General features: G+C 63.8%; 31 protein-coding genes. 11 read left to right on the top strand and 20 right to left on the bottom strand.

Annotation, left to right across the window (positions count from 1 at the left end):
• Positions 1 to 78 precede the first annotated feature (78 nt).
• From B0T39_RS02055 to B0T39_RS02045, 3 genes are all read right to left on the bottom strand, one after another.
• Complete coding sequence (locus B0T39_RS02055) at positions 79 to 339, bottom strand: hypothetical protein (RefSeq protein ID WP_081544578.1); 261 nt, start codon at positions 337 to 339, stop codon at positions 79 to 81.
• 531 nt (positions 340 to 870) lie between these two features.
• Positions 871 to 1,875, bottom strand: a complete 1,005-nt coding sequence (locus B0T39_RS02050; RefSeq protein ID WP_081544577.1) for a hypothetical protein — start codon at positions 1,873 to 1,875, stop codon at positions 871 to 873.
• Between the two features lie 54 nt (positions 1,876 to 1,929).
• Positions 1,930 to 2,340 (bottom strand): CesT family type III secretion system chaperone, encoded by a 411-nt coding sequence (locus B0T39_RS02045; protein WP_081544576.1) that lies wholly within the window; start codon positions 2,338 to 2,340, stop codon positions 1,930 to 1,932.
• Positions 2,341 to 2,610: 270 nt separating this feature from the next.
• On the opposite strand from B0T39_RS02045, the gene blaCRH reads away from it, so the two are divergent.
• Entirely contained in the window at positions 2,611 to 3,483 is an 873-nt protein-coding gene (blaCRH, locus tag B0T39_RS02040) for a CRH family carbapenem-hydrolyzing class A beta-lactamase (RefSeq protein ID WP_081544575.1), read from the top strand.
• A 175-nt stretch (positions 3,484 to 3,658) separates the two neighbouring features.
• Here blaCRH and B0T39_RS02035 read toward each other — a convergent pair whose 3' ends face one another.
• A complete protein-coding gene (locus tag B0T39_RS02035) occupies positions 3,659 to 4,519 on the bottom strand; it encodes a methionyl-tRNA formyltransferase (RefSeq protein ID WP_081544574.1) in 861 nt (286 codons plus the stop codon).
• Between the two features lie 312 nt (positions 4,520 to 4,831).
• On the opposite strand from B0T39_RS02035, the gene B0T39_RS02030 reads away from it, so the two are divergent.
• The 5 genes from B0T39_RS02030 (at position 4,832) to B0T39_RS02010 (ending at position 8,285) form a co-directional block, all read left to right on the top strand.
• Positions 4,832 to 5,521 carry a hypothetical protein gene (locus tag B0T39_RS02030; protein ID WP_081544573.1) on the top strand — a complete coding sequence of 230 codons (690 nt, stop codon included), beginning with the start codon at positions 4,832 to 4,834 and terminating at the stop codon, positions 5,519 to 5,521.
• Positions 5,522 to 5,585: 64 nt separating this feature from the next.
• Positions 5,586 to 6,020 carry a hypothetical protein gene (locus B0T39_RS02025; RefSeq protein ID WP_081544572.1) on the top strand — a complete coding sequence of 145 codons (435 nt, stop codon included), beginning with the start codon at positions 5,586 to 5,588 and terminating at the stop codon, positions 6,018 to 6,020.
• Positions 6,021 to 6,165: 145 nt separating this feature from the next.
• A complete protein-coding gene (dapF, locus tag B0T39_RS02020; RefSeq protein WP_081544571.1) occupies positions 6,166 to 6,996 on the top strand; it encodes a diaminopimelate epimerase in 831 nt (276 codons plus the stop codon).
• Between the two features lie 69 nt (positions 6,997 to 7,065).
• Positions 7,066 to 7,719 (top strand): DUF484 family protein, encoded by a 654-nt coding sequence (locus tag B0T39_RS02015; RefSeq protein WP_081544570.1) that lies wholly within the window; start codon positions 7,066 to 7,068, stop codon positions 7,717 to 7,719.
• Positions 7,716 to 8,285 carry a hypothetical protein gene (locus tag B0T39_RS02010; protein WP_081544569.1) on the top strand — a complete coding sequence of 190 codons (570 nt, stop codon included), beginning with the start codon at positions 7,716 to 7,718 and terminating at the stop codon, positions 8,283 to 8,285. The genes B0T39_RS02015 and B0T39_RS02010 overlap by 4 nt, the downstream gene beginning before the upstream one ends.
• 88 nt (positions 8,286 to 8,373) lie before the next feature.
• On the opposite strand, the gene B0T39_RS02005 is transcribed toward B0T39_RS02010, so the two are convergent.
• From B0T39_RS02005 to B0T39_RS01975, 7 genes are all read right to left on the bottom strand, one after another.
• A complete protein-coding gene (locus B0T39_RS02005) occupies positions 8,374 to 8,955 on the bottom strand; it encodes a YceI family protein (protein ID WP_254894467.1) in 582 nt (193 codons plus the stop codon).
• A gap of 32 nt (positions 8,956 to 8,987) precedes the next feature.
• Positions 8,988 to 9,545 carry a YceI family protein gene (locus B0T39_RS02000; RefSeq protein ID WP_081544568.1) on the bottom strand — a complete coding sequence of 186 codons (558 nt, stop codon included), beginning with the start codon at positions 9,543 to 9,545 and terminating at the stop codon, positions 8,988 to 8,990.
• Complete coding sequence (locus tag B0T39_RS01995) at positions 9,542 to 10,105, bottom strand: cytochrome b (RefSeq protein WP_081544567.1); 564 nt, start codon at positions 10,103 to 10,105, stop codon at positions 9,542 to 9,544. Before B0T39_RS01995 ends, B0T39_RS02000 begins: the two co-directional genes overlap by 4 nt.
• A gap of 260 nt (positions 10,106 to 10,365) precedes the next feature.
• On the bottom strand, positions 10,366 to 11,331 hold the full coding sequence (locus B0T39_RS01990; protein ID WP_081544566.1) for an ABC transporter permease: 966 nt from the start codon (positions 11,329 to 11,331) through the stop codon (positions 10,366 to 10,368).
• Entirely contained in the window at positions 11,331 to 12,437 is a 1,107-nt protein-coding gene (locus B0T39_RS01985) for an ABC transporter permease (protein WP_166452941.1), read from the bottom strand. The genes B0T39_RS01990 and B0T39_RS01985 overlap by 1 nt, the downstream gene beginning before the upstream one ends.
• Entirely contained in the window at positions 12,434 to 13,963 is a 1,530-nt protein-coding gene (locus tag B0T39_RS01980) for an ABC transporter ATP-binding protein (protein WP_081544565.1), read from the bottom strand. Before B0T39_RS01980 ends, B0T39_RS01985 begins: the two co-directional genes overlap by 4 nt.
• Positions 13,964 to 14,081: 118 nt before the next feature.
• Positions 14,082 to 15,086 carry a BMP family lipoprotein gene (locus B0T39_RS01975; RefSeq protein WP_141111039.1) on the bottom strand — a complete coding sequence of 335 codons (1,005 nt, stop codon included), beginning with the start codon at positions 15,084 to 15,086 and terminating at the stop codon, positions 14,082 to 14,084.
• A 471-nt stretch (positions 15,087 to 15,557) separates the two neighbouring features.
• Here B0T39_RS01975 and B0T39_RS01970 point away from each other — a divergent pair, with 471 nt between their 5' ends.
• The 5 genes from B0T39_RS01970 to B0T39_RS25530 all read left to right on the top strand — a co-directional run bounded on the left by B0T39_RS01970 (position 15,558) and on the right by B0T39_RS25530 (position 18,805).
• Positions 15,558 to 16,325, top strand: coding sequence for a tRNA pseudouridine(65) synthase TruC (locus tag B0T39_RS01970; RefSeq protein WP_081544564.1), 768 nt, complete (start codon positions 15,558 to 15,560; stop codon positions 16,323 to 16,325).
• A 21-nt stretch (positions 16,326 to 16,346) separates the two neighbouring features.
• The gene (locus tag B0T39_RS01965; RefSeq protein ID WP_081544563.1) at positions 16,347 to 17,195 is read left to right on the top strand and encodes a 23S rRNA (adenine(2030)-N(6))-methyltransferase RlmJ; all 849 of its coding nucleotides are present in this window, start codon (positions 16,347 to 16,349) and stop codon (positions 17,193 to 17,195) included.
• Positions 17,196 to 17,362: 167 nt separating this feature from the next.
• Positions 17,363 to 17,917, top strand: a complete 555-nt coding sequence (locus B0T39_RS01960) for a thymidine kinase (protein ID WP_081544562.1) — start codon at positions 17,363 to 17,365, stop codon at positions 17,915 to 17,917.
• A gap of 136 nt (positions 17,918 to 18,053) precedes the next feature.
• On the top strand, positions 18,054 to 18,632 hold the full coding sequence (locus B0T39_RS01955) for a LexA family protein (RefSeq protein ID WP_081544561.1): 579 nt from the start codon (positions 18,054 to 18,056) through the stop codon (positions 18,630 to 18,632).
• 17 nt (positions 18,633 to 18,649) lie between these two features.
• Entirely contained in the window at positions 18,650 to 18,805 is a 156-nt protein-coding gene (locus B0T39_RS25530) for a hypothetical protein (RefSeq protein WP_166452947.1), read from the top strand.
• Between the two features lie 76 nt (positions 18,806 to 18,881).
• On the opposite strand, the gene nagZ is transcribed toward B0T39_RS25530, so the two are convergent.
• The 9 genes from nagZ to B0T39_RS01910 are packed head-to-tail and all read right to left on the bottom strand — an operon-like array spanning position 18,882 to position 24,711.
• Positions 18,882 to 19,970 (bottom strand): beta-N-acetylhexosaminidase, encoded by a 1,089-nt coding sequence (gene nagZ / locus B0T39_RS01950; RefSeq protein WP_217806183.1) that lies wholly within the window; start codon positions 19,968 to 19,970, stop codon positions 18,882 to 18,884.
• A gap of 15 nt (positions 19,971 to 19,985) precedes the next feature.
• The gene (gene acpS / locus B0T39_RS01945; RefSeq protein ID WP_081544560.1) at positions 19,986 to 20,375 is read right to left on the bottom strand and encodes a holo-ACP synthase; all 390 of its coding nucleotides are present in this window, start codon (positions 20,373 to 20,375) and stop codon (positions 19,986 to 19,988) included.
• On the bottom strand, positions 20,372 to 20,935 hold the full coding sequence (locus tag B0T39_RS01940) for a metal-dependent hydrolase (RefSeq protein WP_176219460.1): 564 nt from the start codon (positions 20,933 to 20,935) through the stop codon (positions 20,372 to 20,374). Before B0T39_RS01940 ends, acpS begins: the two co-directional genes overlap by 4 nt.
• A 5-nt stretch (positions 20,936 to 20,940) precedes the next feature.
• Positions 20,941 to 21,666, bottom strand: coding sequence for a pyridoxine 5'-phosphate synthase (gene pdxJ / locus B0T39_RS01935; RefSeq protein ID WP_081544559.1), 726 nt, complete (start codon positions 21,664 to 21,666; stop codon positions 20,941 to 20,943).
• Between the two features lie 23 nt (positions 21,667 to 21,689).
• On the bottom strand, positions 21,690 to 22,418 hold the full coding sequence (gene recO / locus B0T39_RS01930) for a DNA repair protein RecO (protein WP_217806182.1): 729 nt from the start codon (positions 22,416 to 22,418) through the stop codon (positions 21,690 to 21,692).
• Complete coding sequence (locus tag B0T39_RS01925) at positions 22,415 to 22,738, bottom strand: antibiotic biosynthesis monooxygenase family protein (RefSeq protein ID WP_081544557.1); 324 nt, start codon at positions 22,736 to 22,738, stop codon at positions 22,415 to 22,417. Before B0T39_RS01925 ends, recO begins: the two co-directional genes overlap by 4 nt.
• A 7-nt stretch (positions 22,739 to 22,745) precedes the next feature.
• A complete protein-coding gene (gene era / locus B0T39_RS01920; protein WP_081544556.1) occupies positions 22,746 to 23,636 on the bottom strand; it encodes a GTPase Era in 891 nt (296 codons plus the stop codon).
• Positions 23,633 to 24,352 (bottom strand): ribonuclease III, encoded by a 720-nt coding sequence (gene rnc, locus B0T39_RS01915; RefSeq protein ID WP_439823243.1) that lies wholly within the window; start codon positions 24,350 to 24,352, stop codon positions 23,633 to 23,635. The genes era and rnc overlap by 4 nt, the downstream gene beginning before the upstream one ends.
• Positions 24,349 to 24,711 carry a DUF4845 domain-containing protein gene (locus B0T39_RS01910; RefSeq protein WP_081544554.1) on the bottom strand — a complete coding sequence of 121 codons (363 nt, stop codon included), beginning with the start codon at positions 24,709 to 24,711 and terminating at the stop codon, positions 24,349 to 24,351. Before B0T39_RS01910 ends, rnc begins: the two co-directional genes overlap by 4 nt.
• Positions 24,712 to 24,717 lie beyond the last annotated feature (6 nt).

Genomic DNA, 24,717 nt, shown 5'->3' with positions numbered 1-24,717 from the left:
TTCCGGGCTTCGCCTGCCCCGGCGGCGCCCCGTTTCACCCTGGCCGCGAGATTGCAAGAACCGCGGAGCGCACCCCTCTCACCCCTCATCGCTCAAAGCCGTGGCCGCCTCCTCGCGAACATTGTCCAGCATGCCGTGGTAGTCCTCCATCGCCCAACGCACCAAGCGGCACAAGCCGGCAATGGGCTCGCCGTCCTCAGAGCCCAAGCTCACGCACAAGCGCTCCGCCGCCTCCACGGCGGGGATCACCAAGTCCAAAGCCTCCAACCCCAGCTGGCTGGCGTCCAGCACGCGGCCCAGCAACTGCCGACGCTCCTCTACCTCGCATAGGGCGTTCATAGCCGCGCCTCCTGTAGCCAGGACAGCGGATCAAGGGAAATCGAGGGGGAAAAGAGAAAAAGGAAGAATCGCATCGCGGCCTCCAAGTCGTTTCCTGAGAGAAGGCCCGCTCGTGCAGCAGGTTTGAGCAGGCACGTGACAAGGGTAGAAGACCGGTTCACTCGATAAAAGACCGGTAGCCCGAAGGCTCCCTGCCACGGCCCGCCCAGGATGGGCATGCATGGCATGCAGACGTGGAAGTGCCAAAGCGGACACCTCCTGTCTGCGATCAAGTGACTCTGGGCTTCTACTCCCGGCGCGGCGTGATTTGGCGCAGCGCGAGCCACAGGGTACTGAGCCGGGCAAGCAGCGTCAAGGCGCCGGCGTCGCGGGCGGAGAGAAAGCCAAACGGCGTGCTTCCCATGCGGGAGCACACCGTTTCCACAGCCATCCATCAGGCGGATGGGCCATGGCTAACAAAACTCAGTTTACGGCTGAGGCAAGGCGCGCCGACGCAGACTACGCAGTAGCAACGCAGCGCCAGGGGTTTTGTTAGCCGTTCTTATTGAACCATCCCGCCATCTGCAGCTTTTTGACGTTGACATTGCGCGCTGGGCTGTCCTTGCCCAGCACCTGATCAAACTCGCGCATCGCCGCCAGATAATCGCTCTTCAACGGTTCCGGCACAAAGCGATAGCCACCCTTGACGTAGTCATGCACGATCTCGCTCATCACGCTGCGGCATACCGCGCCGCGTTCGTCCGTCTTGAACATCAGGCCAAAATCCACCGGCACCACCTTGCCGCCCTCGGTTTTGACGAAATTGGCCGAAGACGGGTCCCCCATCATGAAGCCCAGGCGGAACAACTCGCCCACCGCGCCCTTCACCTCCTCCGTGGTGGGCGTCGAGCCGGCGATAAAGGGCATCGCCAGCGTATCGCCCTGCATCCGCGCCTCCGGCAAGGCCCGCTGGCTGGCCTTGAGATGGCTGTTGCACATCGCCAGCTCATGAGCGACGGCGTTCTTGTCCATCGCCTTGAAGGATTTGACCACCCTATCGCCGGCCTGCTGCACTCGGCCGCGAGAGCCGGCGGCGCTGAAACCCTTGCCGGCGCCATCGGCCTCGGCGCGCGGCGCGGACGGCGGCGCAGCGGCCAATCTGGCCGGCGCGGCCTGAACCGGCCGTTTCTCCGCCACCGGAGCGGCCTCGTCGACAAAACGCAAACGACGGGTGCGGCTAGCGGCAGCCGGCTCATCCGCCTGCGGCTGGGCGCGACGGCCATTGGAGAGGGTATTCAAACTGGTGATCAGATCGACCAGGCGGAAACGGCGCGACCCCGACTCCGCCTGCTGCGGGTCCAGCTGGCGCAGAAACTCGCTGGCGCGTCGGGTCTGATCCGGATGCAGCAAATAAGAACGGCCGGTGTACAACACCAAAGTGCCGTCCTTGCGCATGCCGATGCGCGCCTTGTCGGCGTTCACATCGGCGCAGCTCTCGCGCAAAGCCTGGGCGGAGTGCAGCCCGCGCATGGGGATATGGGTGGAAATCGTGCTCATGAGTGTCCTTTTCTTAGGAATTTGCCCATCAGGGCTTATATACGGAACATGGGTTTAACAAACGACAAGTTCGTCCACCGCCGACAACAACTCTTCGGCGCAGACAATCACGGCGTCCAGGGCGGACGCCATCGACGGCAAATCGCAGCCCTGGCACGGCAAACGCAACCAGCAGCCCAACCGCTCGTCCTGATCCAGGCTGACCACCGGCTGCCAGGCTTGAATCGCCAGCTGATTGCGGCGCAAGGCCTGCGCCAACACGGCGGGACCGGGCGACGGCAAAGCGTCGCCAAGGTCCGCCTGCATGAACCAGCTATCCTGATCGAGACAGACAAAATGGAGGGAGAAGCGCTGCTCCAGCTGCAGACTGAGCACCTCCTGATCCGCGGCCAGTTCCGGCGCGTCAAAACCCAGGTGTTGCAACAGCTCCGCGACGCAGCGATGAAAAGCGATCAGGTCCGGCATGAAAATCCTACAAGCGAAATGGCGAATGCCGCTTTATACCCTGGCCCATCCGCCGCTCACTTCCAGAATTCGCCCAAACGCGCCTCCTGCGCCGATGTGAAGCGTCCGTCCTCCGAATGGCCGCGCTCCAGATTACGCCCGGCGGCGACACCCCGCCTCACCGCCGCCGGAGCAAAAAGTTACAGACGTTACAGTTTGCGCGATTTACAGCCCAAGCCTTCGCCATCAGGATAGCGCCACACTTTCCCACCAGACAGAAGGACAAAAACCATGTTCAAGCATCTGATTTTATTCGCATCGCTGGCCGCGCCGCTAACCCAGGCCGTCGCCGCCGATCCGCTCGCCGTCGCCGCCGACAAGTTGGCCAAACTGGAGCGCGACTTTGGCGGCAGCATCGGCGTCTACGCCATCGACACCGGCTCCGGCGCCACCGTGGCCAATCGTCCCAACGAACGCTTTCCCATGTGCAGCTCCTTCAAAGGCTTTCTGGCGGCGGGGGTGCTGGCGCAGAGCCAAGCAAAACCGGGCCTGCTGGACAAACGCATCCGCTACAGCAAGACGGCTCTGCCTAATTGGTCCCCGATTACGACCAAAAACCAGGCAAACGGCATGACCGTGGCCGAGCTCAGCGCCGCCACCGTGCAATACAGCGACAACGGTGCGGCCAATCTGCTGCTCAAGGAAATCAACGGTCCCGCCGCGCTGACCGCCTTCATGCGCACCATCGGCGACGCCAGCTTCCGCCTGGACCGCCTGGAACCGGAACTGAACTCCGCCGTCCCCGGCGACCCGCGCGACACCTCCACCCCCAAGGCAGTGGCGGAAAGCATGCAAAAACTGGCGCTGGGCAAGGCGCTGCCGGAACCGCAGCGCCAACAGCTGGCGGACTGGCTGAAAGGCAACACCACCGGCAACGCCAGAATCCGCGCCGCGGTGCCGGCCGGCTGGGAAGTGGGCGACAAAACAGGCACCTGCGGCGTCTACGGCACCGCCAACGACTACGCGGTGATCTGGCCGCCCAAACGCGCGCCCATCGTGCTGGCGGTCTACACCAAGCACGCCAAGAAAGAAGCCAAGCACAGCGACGAAGTGATCGCCGCCGCGGCGCGGGCGGCGTTGGAAGCGTTTAACGTGAAGAAGTAAGAGCCTGTTCACGATCTCGCGAGCAAGAGCGAGACAAGGCGAAAACAAGCGAAAAAGCGGAATGTACACGTGGTACATGAGCATTTTGAGCTGGTTTTTAACGCCGTATCGCCCCAGCGCAGCAGATCGTGAACAGGTTCTAAGACAGGAACAGACGCGGCCGAGGAGCCGCGCCTCACCCCCGCAGCCGGCCGCTAACGCCGCCGGGCGGGTTCAAACTCCATTCGCTAATCAGCACCATGCCGTCGGCGGCGGCCACCAAGAGGCTCAGCGCGTTGGACAAAATCAAGGAGCCCGGCGGGTAAGCGTGGCTCTCTCGCCAGCCTTGCGCGCGGTGCACGTGCACGGTGACGCCGTTGACCGCGACCAGGCATTCGAAGTCGCCGAAGGCGCGCACTCGGCGCATGACGTCCTCCACCGGCAGGCTGAAATCCAGCACCCGCTCTTCGTCCCGCCACAGCGGCCAATAGCTGCTGTTTTCGCCTTGCGGCTGCGCCTGTTCCCACAAGGAGGCAAAGTCGCCGGCCACCCGCCCCGCCAGCCGGTACAGCGCCAGTTGCAGTTTCGCGTCCAGCGATTCATGGGTTTCGTCCGGCCTCAGCGCGAACTGCTCCTGCGCCAGCACATCGCCGGCGTCCATTTCCCGGGTCAATTGATGACAACTGCATCCCCATTGCCGATGGCCGTCCAGAATTGCCCTCACCATCGGATAAGGCCCGCGGCCGATGGGCAACGGCGATGGATGGAAGTTGACCGCGTAATTCAGATAAGGCTCCCAGTCCGGCACCCGCCAGTTGTAGCTGGCCACCAGCAAGACTTCGCAGTCCTGCTCCGCCAGCTCCAGCAAATCGCGTTCGCGCATTCGCGACAACTGCACCGGCACGCCCAAGCGCTCCGCCGCCGCCAGCGATTCCTTGTGGTGATGCATGCGATGGTCCACCGGGGTGCAGAACAGCTTCAACGGCTGCCAGCCGGCGTGCAGGCAAACGTCCAGCACCGGCTTAAAGCGGTCGGACAAGGTAATGGCAAAACGCATGGCGGCATCCCGGCGATTCAGAGGGCTGACTTGTTTATACCAAGACCATCCACACCCAGCAGAACGCCTAATGGAAATTAACAGAATCTCGCCTGCCAGCTGGCACGCCGCTTGCATCTACCCACTGGCCAAACCCTTGTTTTGACGCAATAACAGGCTAAACCCGCCGCCTTGCGGCAATCCTGTCCGCCACAGCGGCATGGATTGCCGCCCGTGCCGGCAAACGTCGAAACCGGGGTGGCGAATGGGAGTCGAGCTGCTCCGTGAAGCTCACGACCGACACTCCACCATAGACTTAGCGGGAGATTATCCATGTCAGTCAGCAACACTAGCGGCATCGACGGCGGCAGCCATGCCTGGCAACAACGCCGGGCCGTTCACCAGCAGCGCCGTCAGGATTTCCAGACCATGATCAACGATGTGCGGCAAGGCAATCTCAGCGGCGCGCAGCAAGCGCTGTCCAGCCTGCAGCCCAACGCCGCCGCGGCCAGTGGTTCCGCCAGCACGACGGGATCAGCCAGCGCGACCGGCAGCGGCGCTCAGGACTTCGCCAGCCTGATCAACTCCATGCAGACCGATGGCAGCGTCGCCAGCAGCGGCAGCAGTTCGGCCAGCAGCGGCGCCGCCAGCGCCGGCAACGACATGACCCTGCTGTTCAACCAGATGCTGAGCCAGTTGCAGATGAGCAGCTTCGGCGGCTCCAGCGACGGCAGTACCGACGACGCGCTGAGCGCGCTGACCGGCGCATCGACAACCTCTTCGCCCAGCGCGCTGTTCAGCAATCTGGGCCAGGACCTGAGCAGCAACAACCTCAGCCAGGCTCAGCAGGATTACCAGCAACTGCAGCAGGATTTGCAAGCCAACTCGCAACAGAGCCAGCCAGCTCATCACCGTCACCATCATCATGGCGGCGGCCAGGTTCAGGCCGCGCTGAACGCCTACCAGGCCAATAGCAGCGCCGGAACTGGCGCCATCAACCCAGCCCAGACCACCACAGGCTGAGCCCGCCATCGCCCAGGCCCGGCCCGGCGCCGGGCCTGTTTCATTGACTCTTGCGCACACTGATATGAAAGTTCACTCCGTACCCTTTCAGCCTTCCATCCGCGCTCAAGCGACGACCGCGACAGAAGACGCCGCCTTCTCTCCCTCCGCAACCGCGCCGACCACTTCCGAGCCCGAGCAACAGCCGGCGCAGGCCAACCGTCCCCGCCTGGACATGGCCACGCTGGTGCGGCTGCTGCTGATGCAAATGCAGCTCAAGCTCAGCCAGCCCGGCGACGCCGCCGAAGACACGCTCAAGCTCGCCACCGGACAAGACGCGCCGGCGTCCTCGTCCGGCTCGCTGATCGACGATGTCGGCCAGACCGCCGCCGCCGATGCGCACGCCGCGGCTGTCCAGACCGGCGGCGAGGCCATGCCGCAGGCCGCCGCTGCCAGCGCGGCCCTACAGGCCTACGCCGGCTCGGGAGCCGCTCCCGGCAAGGCGCTGGCCAGCGCCTGAGCGCGCGCCTGTACCTCTATCTACGCCACTGTGCTAACCTGCCTTATTGGCGGCGGAGCCCCGTCCGCGCTTCGGCGCGCACAACTCCCCGCCCGACCGCCGGCCCGGCAACGGGCCGATTGTTCACGCAGAATCTGGCGCGCCAATGAAATTGCACTTCACCAAAATGCACGGCCTCGGCAACGACTTCATGGTTGTCGACGGCGTGAGTCAAACCATCCCCTTGAACGCGGAGCGCATCCGTCAGTTGGGCGATCGCCACTTCGGCATCGGCTTCGATCAGTTGTTGCTGGTGGAACCCCCACACTCTCCGGACAACGATTTTCGCTACCGCATCTTCAATAATGACGGCGGCGAGGTGGAACAATGCGGCAACGGCGCGCGCTGCTTCGCCAAATTCGTATCCGACCGCGGCCTGACCGCCAAATCGCGAATCCAGGTGGAAACCGCCAAGGGCGTGATCGCGCCGGAATACCTGGGAGACGGACAAGCGCGGGTGGACATGGGCCGGCCGCGATTCGCTCCGGACGAGATTCCGTTCCAGGCCGAACGCGAGGCGGTGTGCCACGATTTGCAAGTCGAGGATGCGACCTTGTCGGTCAGCGTGGTGTCGATGGGGAACCCCCACGCGGTGCAAGTAGTCGCAGATGTAGCCTTGGCTCCCGTGACGCGCGTCGGCGCGGCCATCGAAAACCATCCCCGCTTTCCGGAACGGGTCAACGCCGGCTTCATGCAGGTGGTGGCGCGCAATGAAATCCGCCTGCGCGTGTTCGAGCGCGGCGCCGGCGAAACGCTGGCCTGCGGCACCGGCGCCTGCGCGGCGGTGGTGGCAGGAATCCGCCGCGGCCTGCTGGACCGGCGCGTGCGGGTGCACACCCGCGGCGGCGAGCTGACGGTGGAATGGCCGGCCGACGATGCCGCGGTGACCATGACCGGCCCCGCCGTCACCGTGTTTCAGGGCGAAATCGAGATTTAACGGCCCGCCGTCGGCTCAGAGCGGCAGCGGGCGCGCAACAACAACACAGCCGTAAGGGGGTTATGAATTATGCAGACAGATGATGTGCTGGCGTTTTTGGACCAACACCCGGACTTTCTCGCCCATCACGCCGAAAGGCTCGGCCTGAAGCCGGGCGGCGCGCCGCAGGACCGCGTAGTGGTCTCGCTGGCGGAACGCCAAATGCTGGACCTGAAGGACCGCAACCGCCAGCTGGAGTCCCGCTTGCAGCAATTGATCCGCCACAGCGAGGCCAACGACCGCATCATCGCCAGCGCTCATCAACTGGGGCTGACGCTGCAGGCCTGCCTGAGTCTGCAAGACATGCTGAGCGCGCTGCCCGCCTGCTTCGCCGAGCATTTCAAGCTGAAACGCATGGCCTTGCGGCTGTGGCACCCGGCGGCGGAATCCGCCGGCCCGGCCTACGACGCCCGCAGCGAGGTGGCCGCGCTGGCGCGAAATCTGTCCGCGCCCTATTGCGGCCCCTACGTCAACGACGACGTGCTGGCCTGGTTCCCCGCCGCGCCGGTGCTGCAGTCCTTCGCCCAACTGGCGCTGCGCGACGGCAAGGGCCAGGCCTTCGGCCTGCTGGCTCTGGCGTCGGACGATCCGCAACGCTTCACCTTCGACATGCACACCCACTACCTGGCCCAGATAGGCGAGCAAGTGTCCGCCGCGCTGATTCGCGTGCTGGAGGCTCAATGACGGCGACGCCCACTGGTTGGTTCCTGCTCGTTCTGGTCGCGCTGTTCTACCTGCACATTCTGTGGCGCTTGATCGCCAGCCGCGACGGCATCGCCCAGCTATGCTTCGCGGCGTCCTTCTTCATCCTGGCGCTGATCTTCCGCGCGGACCCCTTCCTCACCGCGCTGTCGCCGGTGCTGCTGCCCTTCTGTTACGCCTACGCCTGGCTGGGCATCGCCGCCGTGCTGTGGTCCGCCAGCAGCTTGCGGGTCAGCCGGCTTGGCCTGGCCTTCCCCGAACGCCAGCCGCAGCTGGCGGCGCTGATGGCCAGCCAGCTCAGCCTGCATCTGGGCATCGTCGCTTTTTCACGCTTGCTGGACTGGCGGCCGCTGCTGTCCTACCTGATGGCTCCGCCGCTGATCATGGTCGTCAGCTACGCCTGTTACCGCGCGCTCTTGTACGTGATGCGCCGTCAGCCGGAAGCGCGTCTGCCCTGGACGGTGTTCGGCGGCATGACCGTGATCAGCCCCCTGCTGGTAATGTGGCTGTCCGACTGGCTGGCCCCCATCGTGCTAAGCCTGACCTGAACGGCTTCGCCGGCATGAAAAAACCCGAGTCCTCCGACTCGGATTTTTTTAACGCCGGACAAGGGCTCCGGCGCTTTATCGAATCCGCTTACTTCTTGCCGGCTTCGATGGTGATGCTCAACTGCAGGTCGTCGCCCACCGCCGGCGCGTAAGCGCCCACGCCGAACTCGCTGCGCTTGATAGTGGCGGTGGCGTCCGCGCCGCACCACGGCTTCTTGGCCATCGGGTGGGAATCCACGCACTTGAAGTTGGTCACGGTCAGCGTCACCGGCTTGGTCACGCCGTGCAGGCTCAGTTGGCCGTCCACTGCCGCCAGCTTGTCGCCGTTGAAGGTGAACTTGTCGGATTTGAACGTGATGGTCGGATACTTTTCAACATCCAGGAAATCCGGGCTGGCGATGTGCTTGTCGCGCGCCGCCCAGCCGCTGTCCTGGCTGGCGGTCTTGATCACGATGTCCACCGAGCCGGTTTTCTTGGCTTGATCCAGTACCACGCTGCCCTTGGTGTCGTTGAAGCGGCCGCTCAGCGTAGAGAAGCCCAGGTGGCTCAACGAGTAGCCGGCATGGGTGTGCGAGCTGTCCACTTCGTAAGTGACCGGGGCGGCTTGCGCGCTGCCCAGCACACCCAGCGTCATCACGGCGGCAAACAGAGTCTTCATTTTGGTCGTCACGTCGGTTTTCTCCAGGGTAAAGAAAGGCAAGATCACTTGCCGGTCAGAACGAATTTGTATTTGACGGTCACCAGATCGGCGATCGCCTCGGTGTCGTCCCAAGCGCCGTCGCCCACCTTGAACTGCAGACGCTTCAGCGGGAAGCTGCCCTGCAGCGTGGTCTCATTCCCCGCGCTGGCGGCGGTGAAGGTGGACACCACCTCGCGGCTAACGCCCTTCAGGCTCAAGGTGCCGCGGGTTTCGAACTTGCCGCCGCCCAAGGCCTTTACCGATTTGGCGGTGAAAGTCGCTTTGGGCAGGCTGGCGATATTGAAGAAAGACGCGCCGCGCACCGTGGTGTTGCCGTCGGCGCTGCCCACGTCCACGCTGCCCAGGTCCACGGTGAACACCGCCTTGGTGGCCTCCGGCTTGGCCGCGTCGAAGCTGACGTTGGCGGCGAAGCTCTTGAAGCGGCCCTCGGTCGGCACGTTCATTTGCTTGAAGGTAAAGCCCAGCGTGCTCTTGGCCGCGTTCAGCGTTTGCGCGGCCTGGGCCGGCGCCACGGCCAGCGCCACGGCGGCGCTCAGGACGAGAGAAGTCAGAAATTTCATGCTTGAGGATCTCCTTTGCGACAGGACGGCAGCATCCGCGCCAGCGTGGCGTCGCGATCGATAAAGTGATGTTTCAAGGCCGCCAGCGCATGCAGACCGACGATGGCGACTATGGCGTACGCCATCAGCGCGTGGCTCCAGCCCAACACATGGCCCAACGCCTCGTTCTTTTCCACCAGGTCCGGCAGTTGCACCAGGTTGAACCACACCACCGGGTAGCCTTTGGCGGAGCTCATCAGCCAGCCCACCAGCGGCATCGCCAGCATTAAGGCGTACAACAGCAGGTGAATCAGGTTGGCGGCTTTAAGCTGCCAGGCCGGCTGACCCGGCAAAGGCGTCGGCGCGCCGCGGCGCGCGCGCCAGATCAGGCGCAGCACGGCCAGCGCCAGCACGCTGATGCCCACCCATTTGTGCCAGGCGATCAAAGAGGCTTTCAGTTTGAAGCTGGCCGGCGATGTGATCTGCATGCTGTTGAAGTACCAGCCCATGATCAGGGCGGCAATGATCAACAGCGCAATCAGCCAGTGCAAAGCAATCTGTGTTGGACTGTAGCGTTGCATCGAGTTCCTTATTACAAATGAGCGGCAAATTAAAACCTGTCATGCCAGTTAATCATAAAAGCGCGCCCATTGCCGTCATAGCGAAATTATTAGCGCAAAAGATTCAAATTTTCTGAACAACTACCAGGCAATACAATAGCAATTGAGATTGGGAATCACTATGAATAACAAACGACGGCAAGATTCCCGTATGCGATATAAAACAAAAAACCGCCAGGGGCAAAGCCCGCTGGCGGTTTCTAACCTGTCTCAAAAGCCGGTTAACGGCTCTTGACGAAAGGTATGCCTATCGCCTTGGGCGCCACCGCGCGGCCAACGAAGCCCGCCAGCAGCAATACGGTCAGCACGTAGGGGATGATCGCGATGGCCTGCGACGGGATCTGGCCAATGCCCGGCAACGCCACGCCTTCCAGGCGGATCTGGATGGCGTCGGCAAAGGCGAACACCAAGCAGCCCAGCACCGCCGGCAGCGGTTTCCACTTGCCGAAGATTAGCGCGGCCAGCGCCAGGAAGCCCTTGCCCGCGGTCATTTCCTTGATGAAGCTGCCGGTCTGGTACACGGACAGATAGGTGCCGGCGATGCCGCACAGCACGCCGCCCCAGAACAAGGCGGTGTAGCGCACCTTGGCCACGGAAATGCCGGCGGTGTCCGCCGCGTGCGGGTTCTCCCCCACCGCGCGCAGACGCAGGCCAAAGCGGCTCTTGTACAGCACCCAGGTCACCAGCGGCACAATCAGGAACAAGGTCAGATACACCAGAATGCTGTGGCCGGACAGCAGCTTGCTGTACAGCTGACCCAGCAGCGGCACGTCGCGCAGCTCATTCGCGAACGGCAGCGCAATCTCGTGGAAACGCCCCTCGTCCGGCAGTTGCGGGGTGTTGCCGCCCTGCTGAAACCAGGCCAGGCCCAACACCGGGGTGATGCCGGAAGCGACGGTATTGAGCGCCATGCCGGAAATCAGCTGGTTGCCGTTATACGTGACCGACACAAAAGCGTGGATCATCGCCATCGCCACCGAGGCGGCGATGCCGCAGGCCATGCCTATCCACGGGCTCTGGGTGGCGAAGGCCGCCGCGGCGGCGGCGAAAGCCGCCACCAGCATCTTGCCTTCCAGGCTGATGTCCACCACGCCGGAGCGCTCGGAGAACATGCCGGCCATCGCGGCCAGGATCAGCGGCGTGGCCACGCGCAGCGTGGAATCGAGCAGACTGAAGAAGATTTCCATTATTTGTCGTCCTTGCGCTTGAACAGGCCGGCGATGAACGGCTCGAACAGGTTTTCCAGCGCGCCGCAGAACAGGATGATCAGGCCCTGAATGAAGATGATCATCTCGCGGGTGATCATTGGCTTCTCGAAGGACAGATCGGAACCGCCCTGGGTCAGCGCGCCGAACAGCAACGCGGACAGGATGATGCCCACCGGGTGGTTGCGGCCCATCAGCGCCACGGCGATGCCGACGAAGCCGACGCCGTTGGTGAACATCACGTTCATGCGGTGGGCGGAGCCCATCAGCTCATTGACCGCGGCCAGGCCGGACAGCGCGCCGGACACGCACATGGCGACGATGATGACGCGGCTGACGCTCATGCCCGCATAGCGGGCGGCCGGTTCGCTGGTGCCCACGGTGCGCAGCTCGAAGCCCCAACGGCTATGCCACACCACCAGATAGAACAGCGCAGCGGCCAGCAAGGCCATCACAAAAGTCAGGTTCAGCGGCGAGGTGGGAATCTCCACGCCAAAGCGCGCCGCCATTTCATGAATGGCGGGAATCCAGGCCGCCTGGCCGAATTCGCGCGTGGTCGGGTTCTGCGAGCCGGCTTCGATCAGGTGATGGCTGATCAGGTACAACATCAAGGAGTAAGCGATGAAGTTGAACATGATGGTGGTCACCACGATGTGGCTGCCCCGCTTGGCCTGCAGCCAGCCCGGCACGAAAGCCCAGGCCGCGCCGAAGCCCATCGCCGCCAGGATGGCCAGCGGCACCAGCACCGCCGGCGGCAGGCTGTGGTCGAAGCCCAGCACCACCAGGGTCACGCCCAGGCCGGCCAGATAGGTCTGCCCTTCTCCGCCGATATTGAACAGGCCGGCGTGGAAGGCGGTGGCCACCGCCAGGCCGGTGAAGATGAAGCCGGTGGTGTAGAACAGGGTGTAGCCTATGCCCTCGCCGTAGCCGAAGGCGCCGTTGATCAGCAGCTTCAGGCATTCCCAAGGGTCTTCGCCTATCAGCCAGGTGACCAGGCCGGTCACCAGCAAGGCAGCCAGTAGATTAAGCGCTGGCAGCACCGTCAGCTGCGCCCAGCGCGGCAAGGTGGAAGCTTGTCCGAATTTCAATGTTTGTGCCCCCCCATCAGCAGGCCCAGCGAAATGGTGTCGGCGTCCTTGGCCGCCACTTCGCCGGTGATCTGTCCGCCGGCCATGACCAGGATGCGGTCGGCCAGCGCCAGGATTTCTTCTAGTTCAACCGAGACCAGCAAAATGGCCTTGCCCTCGTCGCGCAGTTCCACCAGCCGCTTGTGAATGAATTCAATCGCGCCGATGTCCACGCCGCGCGTCGGCTGGCCGATCAGCAGCAGATCCGGGTTGGCGTGGATTTCCCGCGCCAACACCACTTTCTGCTGGTTGCCGCCGGATAGCAGGCCCACGCGCAGCAGCGGGTTGCCCGGACGGATGTCGAATTGCTGGATGAAGTCGCGAGTGCGCGCCAACAGCCGCTTGCGCGAATACCACGGGCCGCGGCCCAGGCCGGGTTCGCCGTGATAGCCGAGAATGGCGTTTTCATAGCTGGAGAAAGCCTTGACCAGGCCTTCGCGCGAGCGGTCTTCCGGCACGTGGGCGATGCCCAGCTTGCGGTAGAGCGCAGCGCGCGGCTGGGCGCCGCAACGGCGGCGCAGCAGGTCTTCGCCCTTGTAGACCATCTCGCCGGCGCTAGGCTCCAGCATGCCGGCCAGCACTTCCAACAGTTCGGACTGGCCGTTGCCGGACACGCCGGCGATGCCGACGATCTCGCCGGCGCGCACTTCGAAATTCAGCTGGTCCAGCAGCTTGACCGCGCGCGCGTCGGTCAGACACAGATTCTTGACGCTGAGCACCGCCGCGCCCGGCTCGCGCTCGGCCTTGTCCACTTTCAGGCTAACCTTGCGGCCCACCATCAGGTCCGCCAGCTTTTCCTTGTCCACGTCGCAGGTGGCGACATTGGCCACCACGGTGCCGGCGCGCATCACGCTGACGCCGTCGGTGATGTCCATCACCTCGCGCAGTTTGTGGGTGATCAGGATCACGGTCTTGCCCTGCGCCTTCAGCGAACGCAGGATGTGAAACAGATGGTCCGCTTCCTGCGGCGTCAGCACCGCGGTGGGCTCGTCCAGGATCAACACGTCGGCACCGCGGTACAGCGCCTTGAGGATTTCCACCCTTTGCTGCAGGCCCACGCCCAGATCGCCCACCAGCGCGTCCGGATCCACCTCCAGCGAGTAATTGCGGTTGAGCTCTTTCAGATGCTCGCGGGCCTCGTCCAGCCCCTTTTTCAGCACCAGGCCACCTTCGGCGCCCAGTACGATGTTCTCCAGCACGGTAAAGGTGTCCACCAGCATGAAATGCTGATGCACCATGCCGATTCCCAGCTCAATGGCTTCCTGGCTGTTGCGGATCGGCGCTTCCTTGCCGTTCACCCGGATGGCGCCGCTGTCGGCCTGGTAATAGCCGTACAGAATGCTCATCAACGTGGATTTACCGGCCCCGTTTTCGCCGATGACGCCATGGACAGTGCCCTTGGCGATTTTCATCGAGACGTCGCGGTTGGCTTTGACGGCACCAAAACTCTTGTTGATGCCCGCCAGCTCAATGGCAAACTCGGTCATGCTTATTCATATTCCCTGGTTAGGGTCAACCTGATTCCGCTCCGGCATGAACAAACAGGCACGATGGAATGCATCGTGCCTGCGTCCCCGAAACGGATCAGGGAAAACTCAGCTCAGCTTATTGCATCGGGCAACTGTTGTTGGCGCGGTAATCCACCACCTTGATCTTGCCGCCGATGATGTCCGCCTTGGCCGCGTTGATCTTCTTCTCCATCGCCGGCGTGATCACTTTGCGGTTGTTGGCGTCCAGCGCCCAATCCACCCCGGCTTCCTTCAGGCCCAGAATCTTGACTTCCGGCTTCCAGGAACCGTTCTTGGCGTCCTTGAAGGTGTTGAACACCGCCACGTCCACGCGCTTGACCATGGAGGTCAGCACCGAACCCGGGTACAGATGGTTCTGGTTGCTGTCCACGCCGATGGAGTACTTGCCGGCGGCCTTGGCGGCTTGCAGCACGCCCAGGCCGGTGCCGCCGGCGGCGGCGAACACCACGTCCACGCCGCGGTCGAACTGGCTCTTGGCCAGCTCAGTGCCGCGCGCCGGGTCGTTGAAGGCCTGCGGAGTGGTGCCGGTCATGTTCTGGATCACGCTGGCGTTCTTGTTGGTGAACTTGACGCCCTGCACATAGCCACAGCCGAAGGCGCGGATCAGCGGCACGTCCATGCCGCCTACAAAGCCCACCTTGCCGCTCTTGGAGGCCATCGCCGCGGCCACGCCAGTCAGGAAGGCGCCTTCTTGTTCCTTGAACACGATGCTCTGAACGTTGGAACCTTTTGCCACGGCGTCGATCAGAGTGAACTTGACCTTGGGGAACTCCTTGGCCACGGTTTCCACCGCCTGGGTGAAGGAGAAGCCGATGGCCACCACGATGTCGGCGTCGCGACGCGCCATATTGCGCAGCAGCTGCTCTTTCTGGGCTTCGGACGCGATCTGACCGTCGCGGTAGTTGATCTTGAATTCCTTCTTGAAACGCTCGGCGCCGTTGTACGCGGATTCGTTGAAGCTCTTGTCAAACTTGCCTGCCATGTCGTAAACCACGGCGGGCGAGAACTCTTTGGCGAAGGCGGAGGTGGACAGCACCGCTGCCGCTACGGCAAAGCTCATTCGTTTCAGCTGGATTTTCATCTCTATGACTCTATGGAGTTTGTTGGTCAACCCGCACGTCGATCACCCCCTGTGGTTCCCGTGCCGTGCAGCGAAGCAAAGCGCCCGCCAACCCCTTGTCATGTAGCGTCGCAACTACACACCAGGTTGCGCGGATGCGGTCCTGCCGCCATCCCGTGGCAAACGGGATCGCAATCGGCACAGACGCCGCCCTGTCATTCTTGTTTGAGCGCGGCGAATTGTAATGACGCGCTCATGGCCTGTAAACAACTTCCTCTCTACTTTGAAATATCATGTCGCAACGAAAACCGGCAAAGCCCGAGCCAGCGCACAAAAACGCCAATAGCATGCCAAAACCTTGTTGTTTTCGCGTAATCGAAGCGTAAGACATAAAACTACAGCACAGCGGCATCACCCACCGCGCGCGCGCCTTCCAAAGCCGGCCGCCAGCGCCTACAATGCCGGCCTTCCCCACCCGTTTCCACCCGCTCCATGCTGCCCATTCTCTACCGCGACGACCGGCTGATCGCCATTCACAAGCCCTCCGGCCTGCTGGTGCACCGCACCGCGCTGGACCGCAACGAAACCCGCTTCGCCGTGCAGTTGCTGCGCGACCAGATCGGCCAGCGCGTCTACCCGGTGCATAGGCTGGACAAGGGCACCTCCGGCGTGCTGCTGTTCGCGCTGGACAAGGATATGTGCCGCGAGATGAGCTGGCAATTCGAACGCCAGCAGGTGGACAAGCGCTATATCGCCGTGGTCCGCGGCCACACCGACGACGCCGGCCATATCGACTACCCGCTAAGCCGCCGCCCGGACGACCTGGAATGGATAGGCGAAACCGTGGACACCGCGCCTCAGGCCACCGTCACCGACTACCGCACGCTGGCGCGCATCGAACTGCCGATAGAGGTAGAACGCTACCCCAGTAGCCGTTACAGCTTGCTGGAACTGACGCCGCACACCGGCCGCCGCCACCAGCTGCGCCGCCACCTCAAGCACATCGCCCACCCCATCATCGGCGACGCCACCCACGGCAAGGGCCGCCACAATCGCATGTTCGCCGAGCATTTCGGCAGCCGGCGCCTGCTGCTGGCCTGCGTCGCCATGCGGCTGAGCCTGCCGGACAGCGGCCAGCCGCTCTTGCTGCAAGCGCCGCCAGCCGACGATTTCATGCAGCTTGCGGAACAACTGGGCTGGCGCGCCGCGCTGGAGGACGCGCTGCGCGGCCACTCCGAATCCGGTACAATCCGAAGCTGATAAACGCCATACCCCGCAGCCATGCTCAGTTACCGCCACGCCTTCCACGCCGGCAATCACGCCGACGTGCTCAAGCATCTGATCCAGATCGAACTCCTGAATTACCTGGGACAGAAAGCCAAGCCCTATTGGTATATCGACACCCATGCCGGCGCCGGCGCTTACTCGCTGGTGGAAGGCTACGCCACCAAAAACGCCGAATTCGAATCCGGCATCGCCCGACTGTGGCGTCGCGACGATCTGCCGGAAGCCGTCGCCAACTACGTCGAGGTGGTACGCAGCCTGAACGCCGACGGCGAACTCAAGCTCTACCCCGGTTCGCCCTGGTGCGCGGCGGAGGTAATGCCGGCCAGCGACAAGCTGCGCCTGTTCGAGCTCCACCCCACCGATCACCAGTTGCTGGCCAACACCTTCGCCGACGCCGGCCGTCGCGTGCAAATCCAGCAGGCCAACGGCTTCGAGGCGATCAAGGCGATTCTGCCGCCACCGCCGCGCCGCGCGCTGGTCCTGATCGATCCGCCCTATGAAGACAAGCGCGATTACCAGCACGTGATCACCGCGCTGAAGGAAAGCCTGAAGCGCTTCGCCACCGGCGTCTACGCGGTCTGGTATCCCTGCCTGCAGCGCGCCGAGATGAAGGAACTGCCCAAGGACCTGAAGAAGCTGGGCGCCAAGAACTGGCTGCGCGCCGAACTGCATGTGCAAAAGCCGTCCAGCGACGGCTTCGGCATGCACGGCAGCGGCATGTTCATCCTCAACGCGCCGTGGACGCTGCCGCAGACGCTGCGCGAAGTGCTGCCCTACCTCGCCCAGCATCTGGCGCAAGACGCCGGCGCCAGCTATGTGCTGGAAACCGGCGGTGACCTTTAAAGAACCTATTTACGATCTACTGCACGTCGTGGAGCGTGACACGGTGAGTACGGCTTCAGAATGCTCATGTACCTCTTGTACACTCCGCTTCTTCAACCATTTTCGCCTTGTCTCACCTTAGCTCGCGAGATCGTAAACAGGCTCCAAGCCCCACCGAGACCCCATCGATGGCAAAACTCTTTTTCCGCTACGCCGCGATGAACAGCGGCAAGAGCACCCAGTTGCTGCAAATCGCCAACAACTACGAATCCATGGGCAAGACCGTGGCGCTGTTCACCAGCGCGATGGACAACCGCTACGGCTTCGGCAAAATCACCTCGCGCCTCAATCTGCAACGCGACGCCCGCACCTTCTCGCCGGAACTGAACTTTCTGGCCGAGGACTTCGGCCAGACCGCCTGCATCTTGATAGACGAAGCCCAGTTCATCACCCCGGAGCAGGTGCACCAGCTGCATGAGCTGGCTCACACCCGCAATATTCCGGTGATCTGCTTTGGCCTGCGCACCGACTTCCGCGGCGAACCCTTCGTCGGTTCCGGCATGCTGCTGGCCCTGGCCGACGAAATCGAAGAGATCAAGACCATTTGCGAATGTGGCAAAAAAGCCACCATGCACATCCGCATCGACGCCGACGGCCACCGCGTCAAGGAAGGCCCCCAGGTGGAAATCGGCGGCAACGCCCGCTACCGCGCGGTTTGCGCCCGTTGCTTCTACCAGCGCTGAAGCCGCCACCCTCCCGCCGAAACCAGCCCGCTCCAGCGGGCTTTTTTGCGCCCGCCGCCGCCGCACACAAAAAAAACTTGCCCTGCAGTTTGATAATGTACACAATCAAATCTGCTTGCATTACAGAGGATTAGCCATGAGCCACGGAGGCAAACGCAGCGGCGCCGGCCGCAAGTCCAGCTACGGCGGCGACAAGACCGTCGCCCTCCGCGTACCGGAACCGTTGAAACCAGTACTGGAAGACTGGCTGCACGATTACCGCAGCTGGCGCACCGCCAACAGCGCCCAGGCCGACGACGTGCGCACGCTGGCGCGCCAGCTCAGCGAACTGTCGCTGCCGCTGTTCGCCAACAGCGTGCCGGCCGGCTCGCCGGTGGCGGCGGACGACCTCAAGGAAGACGACGTGGACCTCAACGCCCGCCTGGCGCCGCGTCCGGGCAGCACCTTCCTCGTCACGGTCAAGGGCGAATCCATGCTGGGCGCCGGCATTCACGACGGCGACCTGCTGGTGGTGGACCGCGCGGCGGAAGCGCGCAACGGCAAAGTCGTCGTGGCGGCGCTCAACGGCGAACTCACGGTGAAGCGGCTGGAAAAAACCGCCAAGGGCATCCGCCTGCTGCCGGAAAACCCGGAATTTCAGCCGATTCCGGTGCCGGAAGACGCCGCCTTCCATATCTGGGGCGTCGTCACCAACGTCATCCACAAAGTGGACTGAACCTTCGGGAGAACACCATGGAACACAGTCAAGCGCAGTACGACAGCATCAAGATGAAGTTCATGGACTGGCGCCGGCTGCCGCGCGCCTTCCGCGCGGTGATTCAGGGCCAGCCGCAAGTGCTGGTCAGCCGCCCGGGGCGCGACTTCTACGTGCCAGTGCAGTTTGTTTAAGCGCCCCTTTCCAAACGACAACGGCCCGGGCGTCCATACGCCCAGGCCGTCTTTCCTCCGATAATTGTCGGCGGCTCTAATTCGCCTCGCCCACATCCGGCCCTCGCATCGTGTCCGCCGGCATGTTCAAACGTTCCACTTGGGCGCGCGCCGCGGCGAAAGCCGGGCCGGCCAGTTCCGCCGCCCAATCCGCCGCCTTGCCGGCCATGCGCTCCAGCCTCCGCGCCAAGTCCGGCTGCGCCGGCGGCCGCAGATGGGCCAGGATCAGATCGGTCTGCCCGGGATCATTGCAAACCAGCACCATATCGCAACCGGCGGCCAAGGCCGCGTCGGCGCGCTGCACGAAGCTGCCGGCGCCCGCCGCGCCCTCCATGTCCAAGGCGTCGGAGAAGATCACGCCGTCAAAACCCAGCCGGCCGCGCAGCACATCCTGCAGCCAGACCCGCGAGAAGCCGGCCGGCTGCGCGTCCACCGCCGGGTACAACACATGGGCGGGCATCACCGAGCCCATGCCCGCCGCCGCCAGACGGCCGAAAGGGATCAAATCGTCCGCCTCCAGCTCGGCCACGCTGCGACCGTCTTCCGGCATCAGATGATGACTGTCGCCCTCGACGAAGCCATGGCCGGGGAAGTGCTTGCCGCAAGTGGACATGCCGCCGCGCGCCAGGCCGCGCTGCAAAGCCTCGGCCAGTTCCGCCACAATGGCCGGGTCGCGGTGTAAGCTGCGGTTGCCTATCACCGCGCAGCGCCCCCAATCCAGGTCCAGCACCGGGGTGAAGGACAGATCGATGCCGCAGGCGGACAATTCGGCGGCCAGCACATAGCCGACGTTCTCCGCCTGCACCAAGGCCGCCGCGCGATTCTGCTCCCACATCCGGCCCAGCACCTGCATCGGCGGCAGGCGGGTGAAGCCGTCGAGGAAGCGCTGCACCCGGCCGCCCTCGTGATCCACCGCGATCAGCAGATGCGGGCTGCGCAGCGCGCGAATTTCCGCGGTCAGCGCCTTCAGTTGTTCGATGTCCTGGAAATTGCGGCGGAACAAAATCACCCCGCCCACCAGCGGATGCGCCAAGCGCCGCTTCTCTTCATCCGTCAGCCGCAGGCCGGCCACGCCCGCCATCACCGGCCCGCGCGGCAAAGCCGCGCTCTGTTGAGTCTGCTGCATCGGTTTGCTTTCTCTCTAGCCGGGCGCGGAGCGCTCCAGCACTACAAAAGCCAGCGCGTAAGCGCGCTCGTCGCTGATGGACAGATGACGCGCGCCCACGCCGCGCTGGCTTAAAAATTCGTCCAATTCCGGGCTTAGCGCCAATAGCGGCTTGCCCCATTCATCATGCTCGACCCAGATCGCGGTCAGCAACACCGGCGCGCGCACACCAGTGCCCAGCGCCTTGGCTAGGGCTTCCTTGACCGCGAAGCGCTTGGCCAGGAAACGCGCCGGATCAGCGCTGGCGGCAAACGCCTGCCGCTCGGCCGGGGCCAGCATGCGCCGCCCCAGCTTGAAGCCCCAGCGCTGGAACATCACCCGCATGCGTTCGATTTCCACCAGATCAGTGCCTATGCCGTAAATCATCGTCCGCCCTCCCCGCTCCTGCGCAGCCACGCCGCGCGCACCAGCCACAGCAGCAGACAGGGCAGCCAGACGTACAGCAGCTCCGAGCTCAGCACCCGCAGACCCTTGGCGCCCAGCCAGCGATGCAGCCTCAGCGGCGAGCCCTCGATCGGCCGCCAGTCGAACAAGAAGCGGCCCTCGTACCAAGGCATCGCCAGCGCCGGCCCATGGGTGGCGTCGGTCCACATATCCAGCAGCGCATGGGAAGCCACCACCAGGCTCAGCACGACAAAGGCGCGCAGCGGCCCCAGGCCCAGCCGCTCCCACCAACGCCGCCCGAAGGCGGCAAGCAGGCCGCCAGCAATCAAGGCCAGCGTCAACGAATGGGAAATGCCGCGATGCCCCCAGGGGCTGGCATAGGGAATGCCCAGCTTGAAGGTGATCACGTCCAGATCCGGCAGCATCGCCGCCGCGCCGCACAGCAGCAGCCAGCCGGCCATGCCGGGCGCGCGCAGCGGACGCGGCGCGCACAGGCCGGCCAGCGTCGCGCCGGCCAGGGCATGGGTGATGACGGTGGGCACAGCGCTCAGCCGCGCGCGGCCACCATCAGCGCCTTCATCTCCTTCACCGCCGCGGCGAAGCCGACGAACAGCGCCTGGGCGACGATGGCGTGACCGATATTCAGTTCCGCGATCTGCGGAATCGCGGCGATCGGCTGCACATTGTGGTAGTTGAGGCCGTGACCGGCGTTGACCACCATGCCCAGCTCGGCGGCGAAGGCTGCGGCGTCGCGGATGCGCGCCAACTCGGCGTCGCGCGCCGCGGCGTCATGGGCGTCGGCATAAGCGCCGGTGTGCAGTTCCACCACGCGCGCGCCGGCGCCCATGGCGCGCTGGATTTGCGCGCGCTCGGGGTCGATGAAGATGGACACGCGGATGCCGGCGTCCAGCAGGCTGCGGGTGTAGCAGCGGACATCATCGAAATGGCCGATGGCGTCCAGGCCGCCCTCGGTGGTGACTTCCTCGCGCTTTTCCGGCACCAGGCACACGTCTTCCGGCTTCACCGCCAGCGCATAGGCCAGCATCTCCTCGGTCATCGCCATTTCCAGGTTGACCCGGGTCTTGACCACCTGGCGCATCGCCACCACGTCGGCGTCCTGGATGTGACGGCGATCCTCGCGCAGATGCAGGGTGATCAGGTCGGCGCCGGCGGTTTCCGCCACCAACGCGGCCTCCACCGGGCTGGGATAACGAGTGCCGCGCGCCTGGCGCAAGGTGGCGACGTGATCGATGTTTACGCCCAACAGAATCATATTCACTCCCGATTAGGTTCGCCTCAATCCGACAAGGAATTGACGGCTTGCAATAGCTCGCGCGAAGCCAGCGGCTCCTCGCCCAATAAAGCGGTCAACCATACGCGCATCAGTCCCCGCGCTTCAAGCCGGGTGGCCGCCTCCGCGTAGTCGTCGGCCTCTATCGCCAACAGGCTGGCGCCGCTGAGCCGCAGCCCGCGCTCCAGGCTCTGGCCGGCGTCCCGCTCCGGCGCGGCGTTGCCCTGACACCAGTAGCTGGCGCCCGCGTCCACCTCCGCGCCGTCGCCGTCGCGCAGCAGGCTGGGCGCGTAGCCCAACACCTGGGTCAGCCTCAGCTCATAGCGGCGCAACACCGCCGCCAGGCCGCTTTGACGCGCCAAGCCGCGCACCGCGGCGTCGTAGACGGCGAAGGCGCGCGGTTCGGGATCGTCGCGCGCGGTCAGCTTCATCATCAGTTCGTTCAGGTAAAAACCGCAGATCAGCGGCAGGCCGGACAGCTGCGGCACGCCGCCGTCCCAGTCCGCGCTGTGCAAGGTGCGCAACTCGCCCTTGCCGAACCAAGACAGGGTCAGCGGCTGGAAGGGAAGCAGCAGCCCGCGCAGATCGGCCCGCGGCCGCCGCGCGCCGCGCGCCACCACCGAGAAACGGCCATGGTCGCGGCTGAGAACTTCCACCAGCAAGCTGGTTTCCCGGTAGGGCTGCGCATGCAGCACATAGGCCGGCTGACGGTCTACCCTGCCCGGCTGGCTCATCCGGTGCCCCCGGCCGACGGCCGCGGACATACCCCGGCCGCGCTCACGTTGAAGGCGAACACCCGATACCAGGCTTCCGGCCCGTAACGTTGGGAGATCAGGCGCTCTGCGCACTGGCGCCAGGCAGCGATGGCCTCGACGCTGTCCCAGTAGGACACGGTGTCCCGCCCCGGCTCGCCGCGCTCCAAGCCGAGAAAACCGGCCTGGCAAGCCGCCAGTCGGGCGATGCGCTCCAGCAGCTCGCGGCTGCCCGGCATCTCCTGGCCTTGCTGCAGAGAAAAAATCACCGTCCAACAGGACGGCGCCAAATGATAGTGCATGAGGGCTTCAGTCCAGGCCGAATTCCCGCAGGAAGCGAACGTCGTCGGCCCAGCCTGACTTGACCTTGACCCAGACTTGCAGGAAAACCTTGCCGTCGAACAGCTTTTCCATATCTATCCGCGCTTCGGTGGAGATCTTCTTCAGTTTCTCTCCGCCGCGGCCGATAACGATGGGCTTCTGGTTTTCCTTGTCCACCAGCACGCCGATATGGATGCGGCGCAATTCGCCGTCCATCTCGAACATCTCCACTTCCACGTTCATTTCATAGGGTAGTTCTTCACCCAGATAGCGGAACAGCTTCTCGCGCACGACCTCGGCAGCCAAGAAGCGTTCGCTCTTGTCGGTAACCATGTCCTCCGGATACAGCGGCATCGATTCCGGCAGATGCGGACGCACCTGCTCCAGCAGCTCGCTCAAACGCTGACCGTGTTTGGCGCTGACCACTTCAACGCCGGCGAAGGCGAATTCCGCCTGCACCTCGGCGATGAAAGCCTGCAACGCGTCTCGGTCCTTGGCCTTGTCCAACTTGTTCACCACCAGGATCACCGGTTTGCGCTTGGGCAGCAAAGCCATCACTTCACGGTCGGCGCCGGTGAAGCGCATCGCCTCCAGCACGAACAGCACGCAATCGACGTTGCCCAGCGAATCCTTGACGCTCTTGTTCAAGGTCTCGTTGAGCGCGCCTTTGTGAAAGGTCTGGAAGCCCGGGGTGTCTACGAAGATGAACTGGGCGTTGTTCTCGGTGTGGATGCCGGTGACGCGGTGGCGCGTGGTTTGCGCCTTTTTCGAGGTGATGCTGACCTTCTGACCAATCAGATGGTTCATCAGCGTGGATTTGCCGACGTTGGGACGGCCGACGATGGCGACAAAGCCGCAGTGGTATTGGATGTCAGTCATATACGTTTCTTACTCGCAGCGAGTTTTTGTTCCAGCAGGATCAGCGCCGCTTCGGCGGCCTGCTGTTCGGCGGCGCGGCGGCTGCCGCCTTCGCCGGTGGAGCCTATCGCCAGCTCGCCCAGGTCGCACTCGACACGGAACCACTGTTCATGAGCTTCGCCGCTTTGCAACAGTATCCGGTATTTGGGCAGGGCCAGCTTGCGCGCCTGCAGCGCTTCCTGCAAGCGGGTCTTGGCGTCCTTGGCCTGGAGGGAGGTGTCGATGGACGACACCCGTTGATCATAGAGCCGGCGCACCACCTGCTCCGCGCGCAGGAAATCGGAATCGAAGCTGACCGCGGCGAAGGTGGCTTCCAGAGCGTCGGCGAGAATGGACGGCCGGTTGAAACCACCGCTCTTCAGCTCGCCCTCGCCCAGGTAAAGGTAATCGCCCAACTTAAGCTCGTGGGCGATCTCGGCCAGGGTGTTCTGGTTGACCAGATTGGCGCGCAGCCGCGACAGCTCGCCCTCGGTCAGCTTGGGAAATTGATCGAACAGCATGCGGGCGACCGTGTAGTTGAGGATGCTGTCGCCCACGAATTCAAAACGCTCGTTGTTGCCGGCGCCGTAGCTGCGGTGCGTCAAGGCTTGACGCAACAACTCCGGCTTCTGAAATGCGTAATCCAGCGCCTGACACAGGCGCCGGAATCTATTGTCGGTTGGTATCACTTGGCTTATTGCGGGGGCTTGCCCGCTTGGGTATCGAATTTGAACAGCAGACTGATATTGGAGAATAAAGGCACTTCGCGCTGATAAGCGGCGCGGATGTACACGAAATTACCGCCGGCCACCACCATCAGGTTTTCACCCTTGATCGAGGCGATGCCGGCCACGCCGGCCCGCTGGTTGAAATCCCGGCGAATCGACGCCTCGCCGACATTGCTCTGGGCGGACAAGGCGGTGATCGCCTGGCGCACCTCGGCGTACTCCGAGTACACCGGCATCACCTTCATGCCCAGCACGAGGATCGCGCCCAGCACGATCATCACCAGCAACACGGAAAACAGCGACAGGCCCTTCTGACGGCTGAAATGCATAATGCG

Source organism: Chromobacterium haemolyticum (assembly GCF_002081825.1).
GTDB lineage: Bacteria > Pseudomonadota > Gammaproteobacteria > Burkholderiales > Chromobacteriaceae > Chromobacterium > Chromobacterium fluminis.
The sequence above is the reverse complement of the archived record's forward strand: the minus strand, read 5'-3'. Positions and strand labels throughout refer to the sequence as shown.

Coding starts and splice junctions, on each gene's coding strand:
- B0T39_RS02055 (WP_081544578.1), bottom strand. CDS start 339: ATGAACGCCCTATGCGAGGTAGAGGAGCGTCGGCAGTTGCTGGGCCGC.
- B0T39_RS02050 (WP_081544577.1), bottom strand. CDS start 1,875: ATGAGCACGATTTCCACCCATATCCCCATGCGCGGGCTGCACTCCGCC.
- B0T39_RS02045 (WP_081544576.1), bottom strand. CDS start 2,340: ATGCCGGACCTGATCGCTTTTCATCGCTGCGTCGCGGAGCTGTTGCAA.
- blaCRH (WP_081544575.1), top strand. CDS start 2,611: ATGTTCAAGCATCTGATTTTATTCGCATCGCTGGCCGCGCCGCTAACC.
- B0T39_RS02035 (WP_081544574.1), bottom strand. CDS start 4,519: ATGCGTTTTGCCATTACCTTGTCCGACCGCTTTAAGCCGGTGCTGGAC.
- B0T39_RS02030 (WP_081544573.1), top strand. CDS start 4,832: ATGTCAGTCAGCAACACTAGCGGCATCGACGGCGGCAGCCATGCCTGG.
- B0T39_RS02025 (WP_081544572.1), top strand. CDS start 5,586: ATGAAAGTTCACTCCGTACCCTTTCAGCCTTCCATCCGCGCTCAAGCG.
- dapF (WP_081544571.1), top strand. CDS start 6,166: ATGAAATTGCACTTCACCAAAATGCACGGCCTCGGCAACGACTTCATG.
- B0T39_RS02015 (WP_081544570.1), top strand. CDS start 7,066: ATGCAGACAGATGATGTGCTGGCGTTTTTGGACCAACACCCGGACTTT.
- B0T39_RS02010 (WP_081544569.1), top strand. CDS start 7,716: ATGACGGCGACGCCCACTGGTTGGTTCCTGCTCGTTCTGGTCGCGCTG.
- B0T39_RS02000 (WP_081544568.1), bottom strand. CDS start 9,545: ATGAAATTTCTGACTTCTCTCGTCCTGAGCGCCGCCGTGGCGCTGGCC.
- B0T39_RS01995 (WP_081544567.1), bottom strand. CDS start 10,105: ATGCAACGCTACAGTCCAACACAGATTGCTTTGCACTGGCTGATTGCG.
- B0T39_RS01990 (WP_081544566.1), bottom strand. CDS start 11,331: ATGGAAATCTTCTTCAGTCTGCTCGATTCCACGCTGCGCGTGGCCACG.
- B0T39_RS01980 (WP_081544565.1), bottom strand. CDS start 13,963: ATGACCGAGTTTGCCATTGAGCTGGCGGGCATCAACAAGAGTTTTGGT.
- B0T39_RS01975 (WP_141111039.1), bottom strand. CDS start 15,086: ATGAAAATCCAGCTGAAACGAATGAGCTTTGCCGTAGCGGCAGCGGTG.
- B0T39_RS01970 (WP_081544564.1), top strand. CDS start 15,558: ATGCTGCCCATTCTCTACCGCGACGACCGGCTGATCGCCATTCACAAG.
- B0T39_RS01965 (WP_081544563.1), top strand. CDS start 16,347: ATGCTCAGTTACCGCCACGCCTTCCACGCCGGCAATCACGCCGACGTG.
- B0T39_RS01960 (WP_081544562.1), top strand. CDS start 17,363: ATGGCAAAACTCTTTTTCCGCTACGCCGCGATGAACAGCGGCAAGAGC.
- B0T39_RS01955 (WP_081544561.1), top strand. CDS start 18,054: ATGAGCCACGGAGGCAAACGCAGCGGCGCCGGCCGCAAGTCCAGCTAC.
- B0T39_RS25530 (WP_166452947.1), top strand. CDS start 18,650: ATGGAACACAGTCAAGCGCAGTACGACAGCATCAAGATGAAGTTCATG.
- nagZ (WP_217806183.1), bottom strand. CDS start 19,970: ATGCAGCAGACTCAACAGAGCGCGGCTTTGCCGCGCGGGCCGGTGATG.
- acpS (WP_081544560.1), bottom strand. CDS start 20,375: ATGATTTACGGCATAGGCACTGATCTGGTGGAAATCGAACGCATGCGG.
- pdxJ (WP_081544559.1), bottom strand. CDS start 21,666: ATGATTCTGTTGGGCGTAAACATCGATCACGTCGCCACCTTGCGCCAG.
- recO (WP_217806182.1), bottom strand. CDS start 22,418: ATGAGCCAGCCGGGCAGGGTAGACCGTCAGCCGGCCTATGTGCTGCAT.
- B0T39_RS01925 (WP_081544557.1), bottom strand. CDS start 22,738: ATGCACTATCATTTGGCGCCGTCCTGTTGGACGGTGATTTTTTCTCTG.
- era (WP_081544556.1), bottom strand. CDS start 23,636: ATGACTGACATCCAATACCACTGCGGCTTTGTCGCCATCGTCGGCCGT.
- B0T39_RS01910 (WP_081544554.1), bottom strand. CDS start 24,711: ATGCATTTCAGCCGTCAGAAGGGCCTGTCGCTGTTTTCCGTGTTGCTG.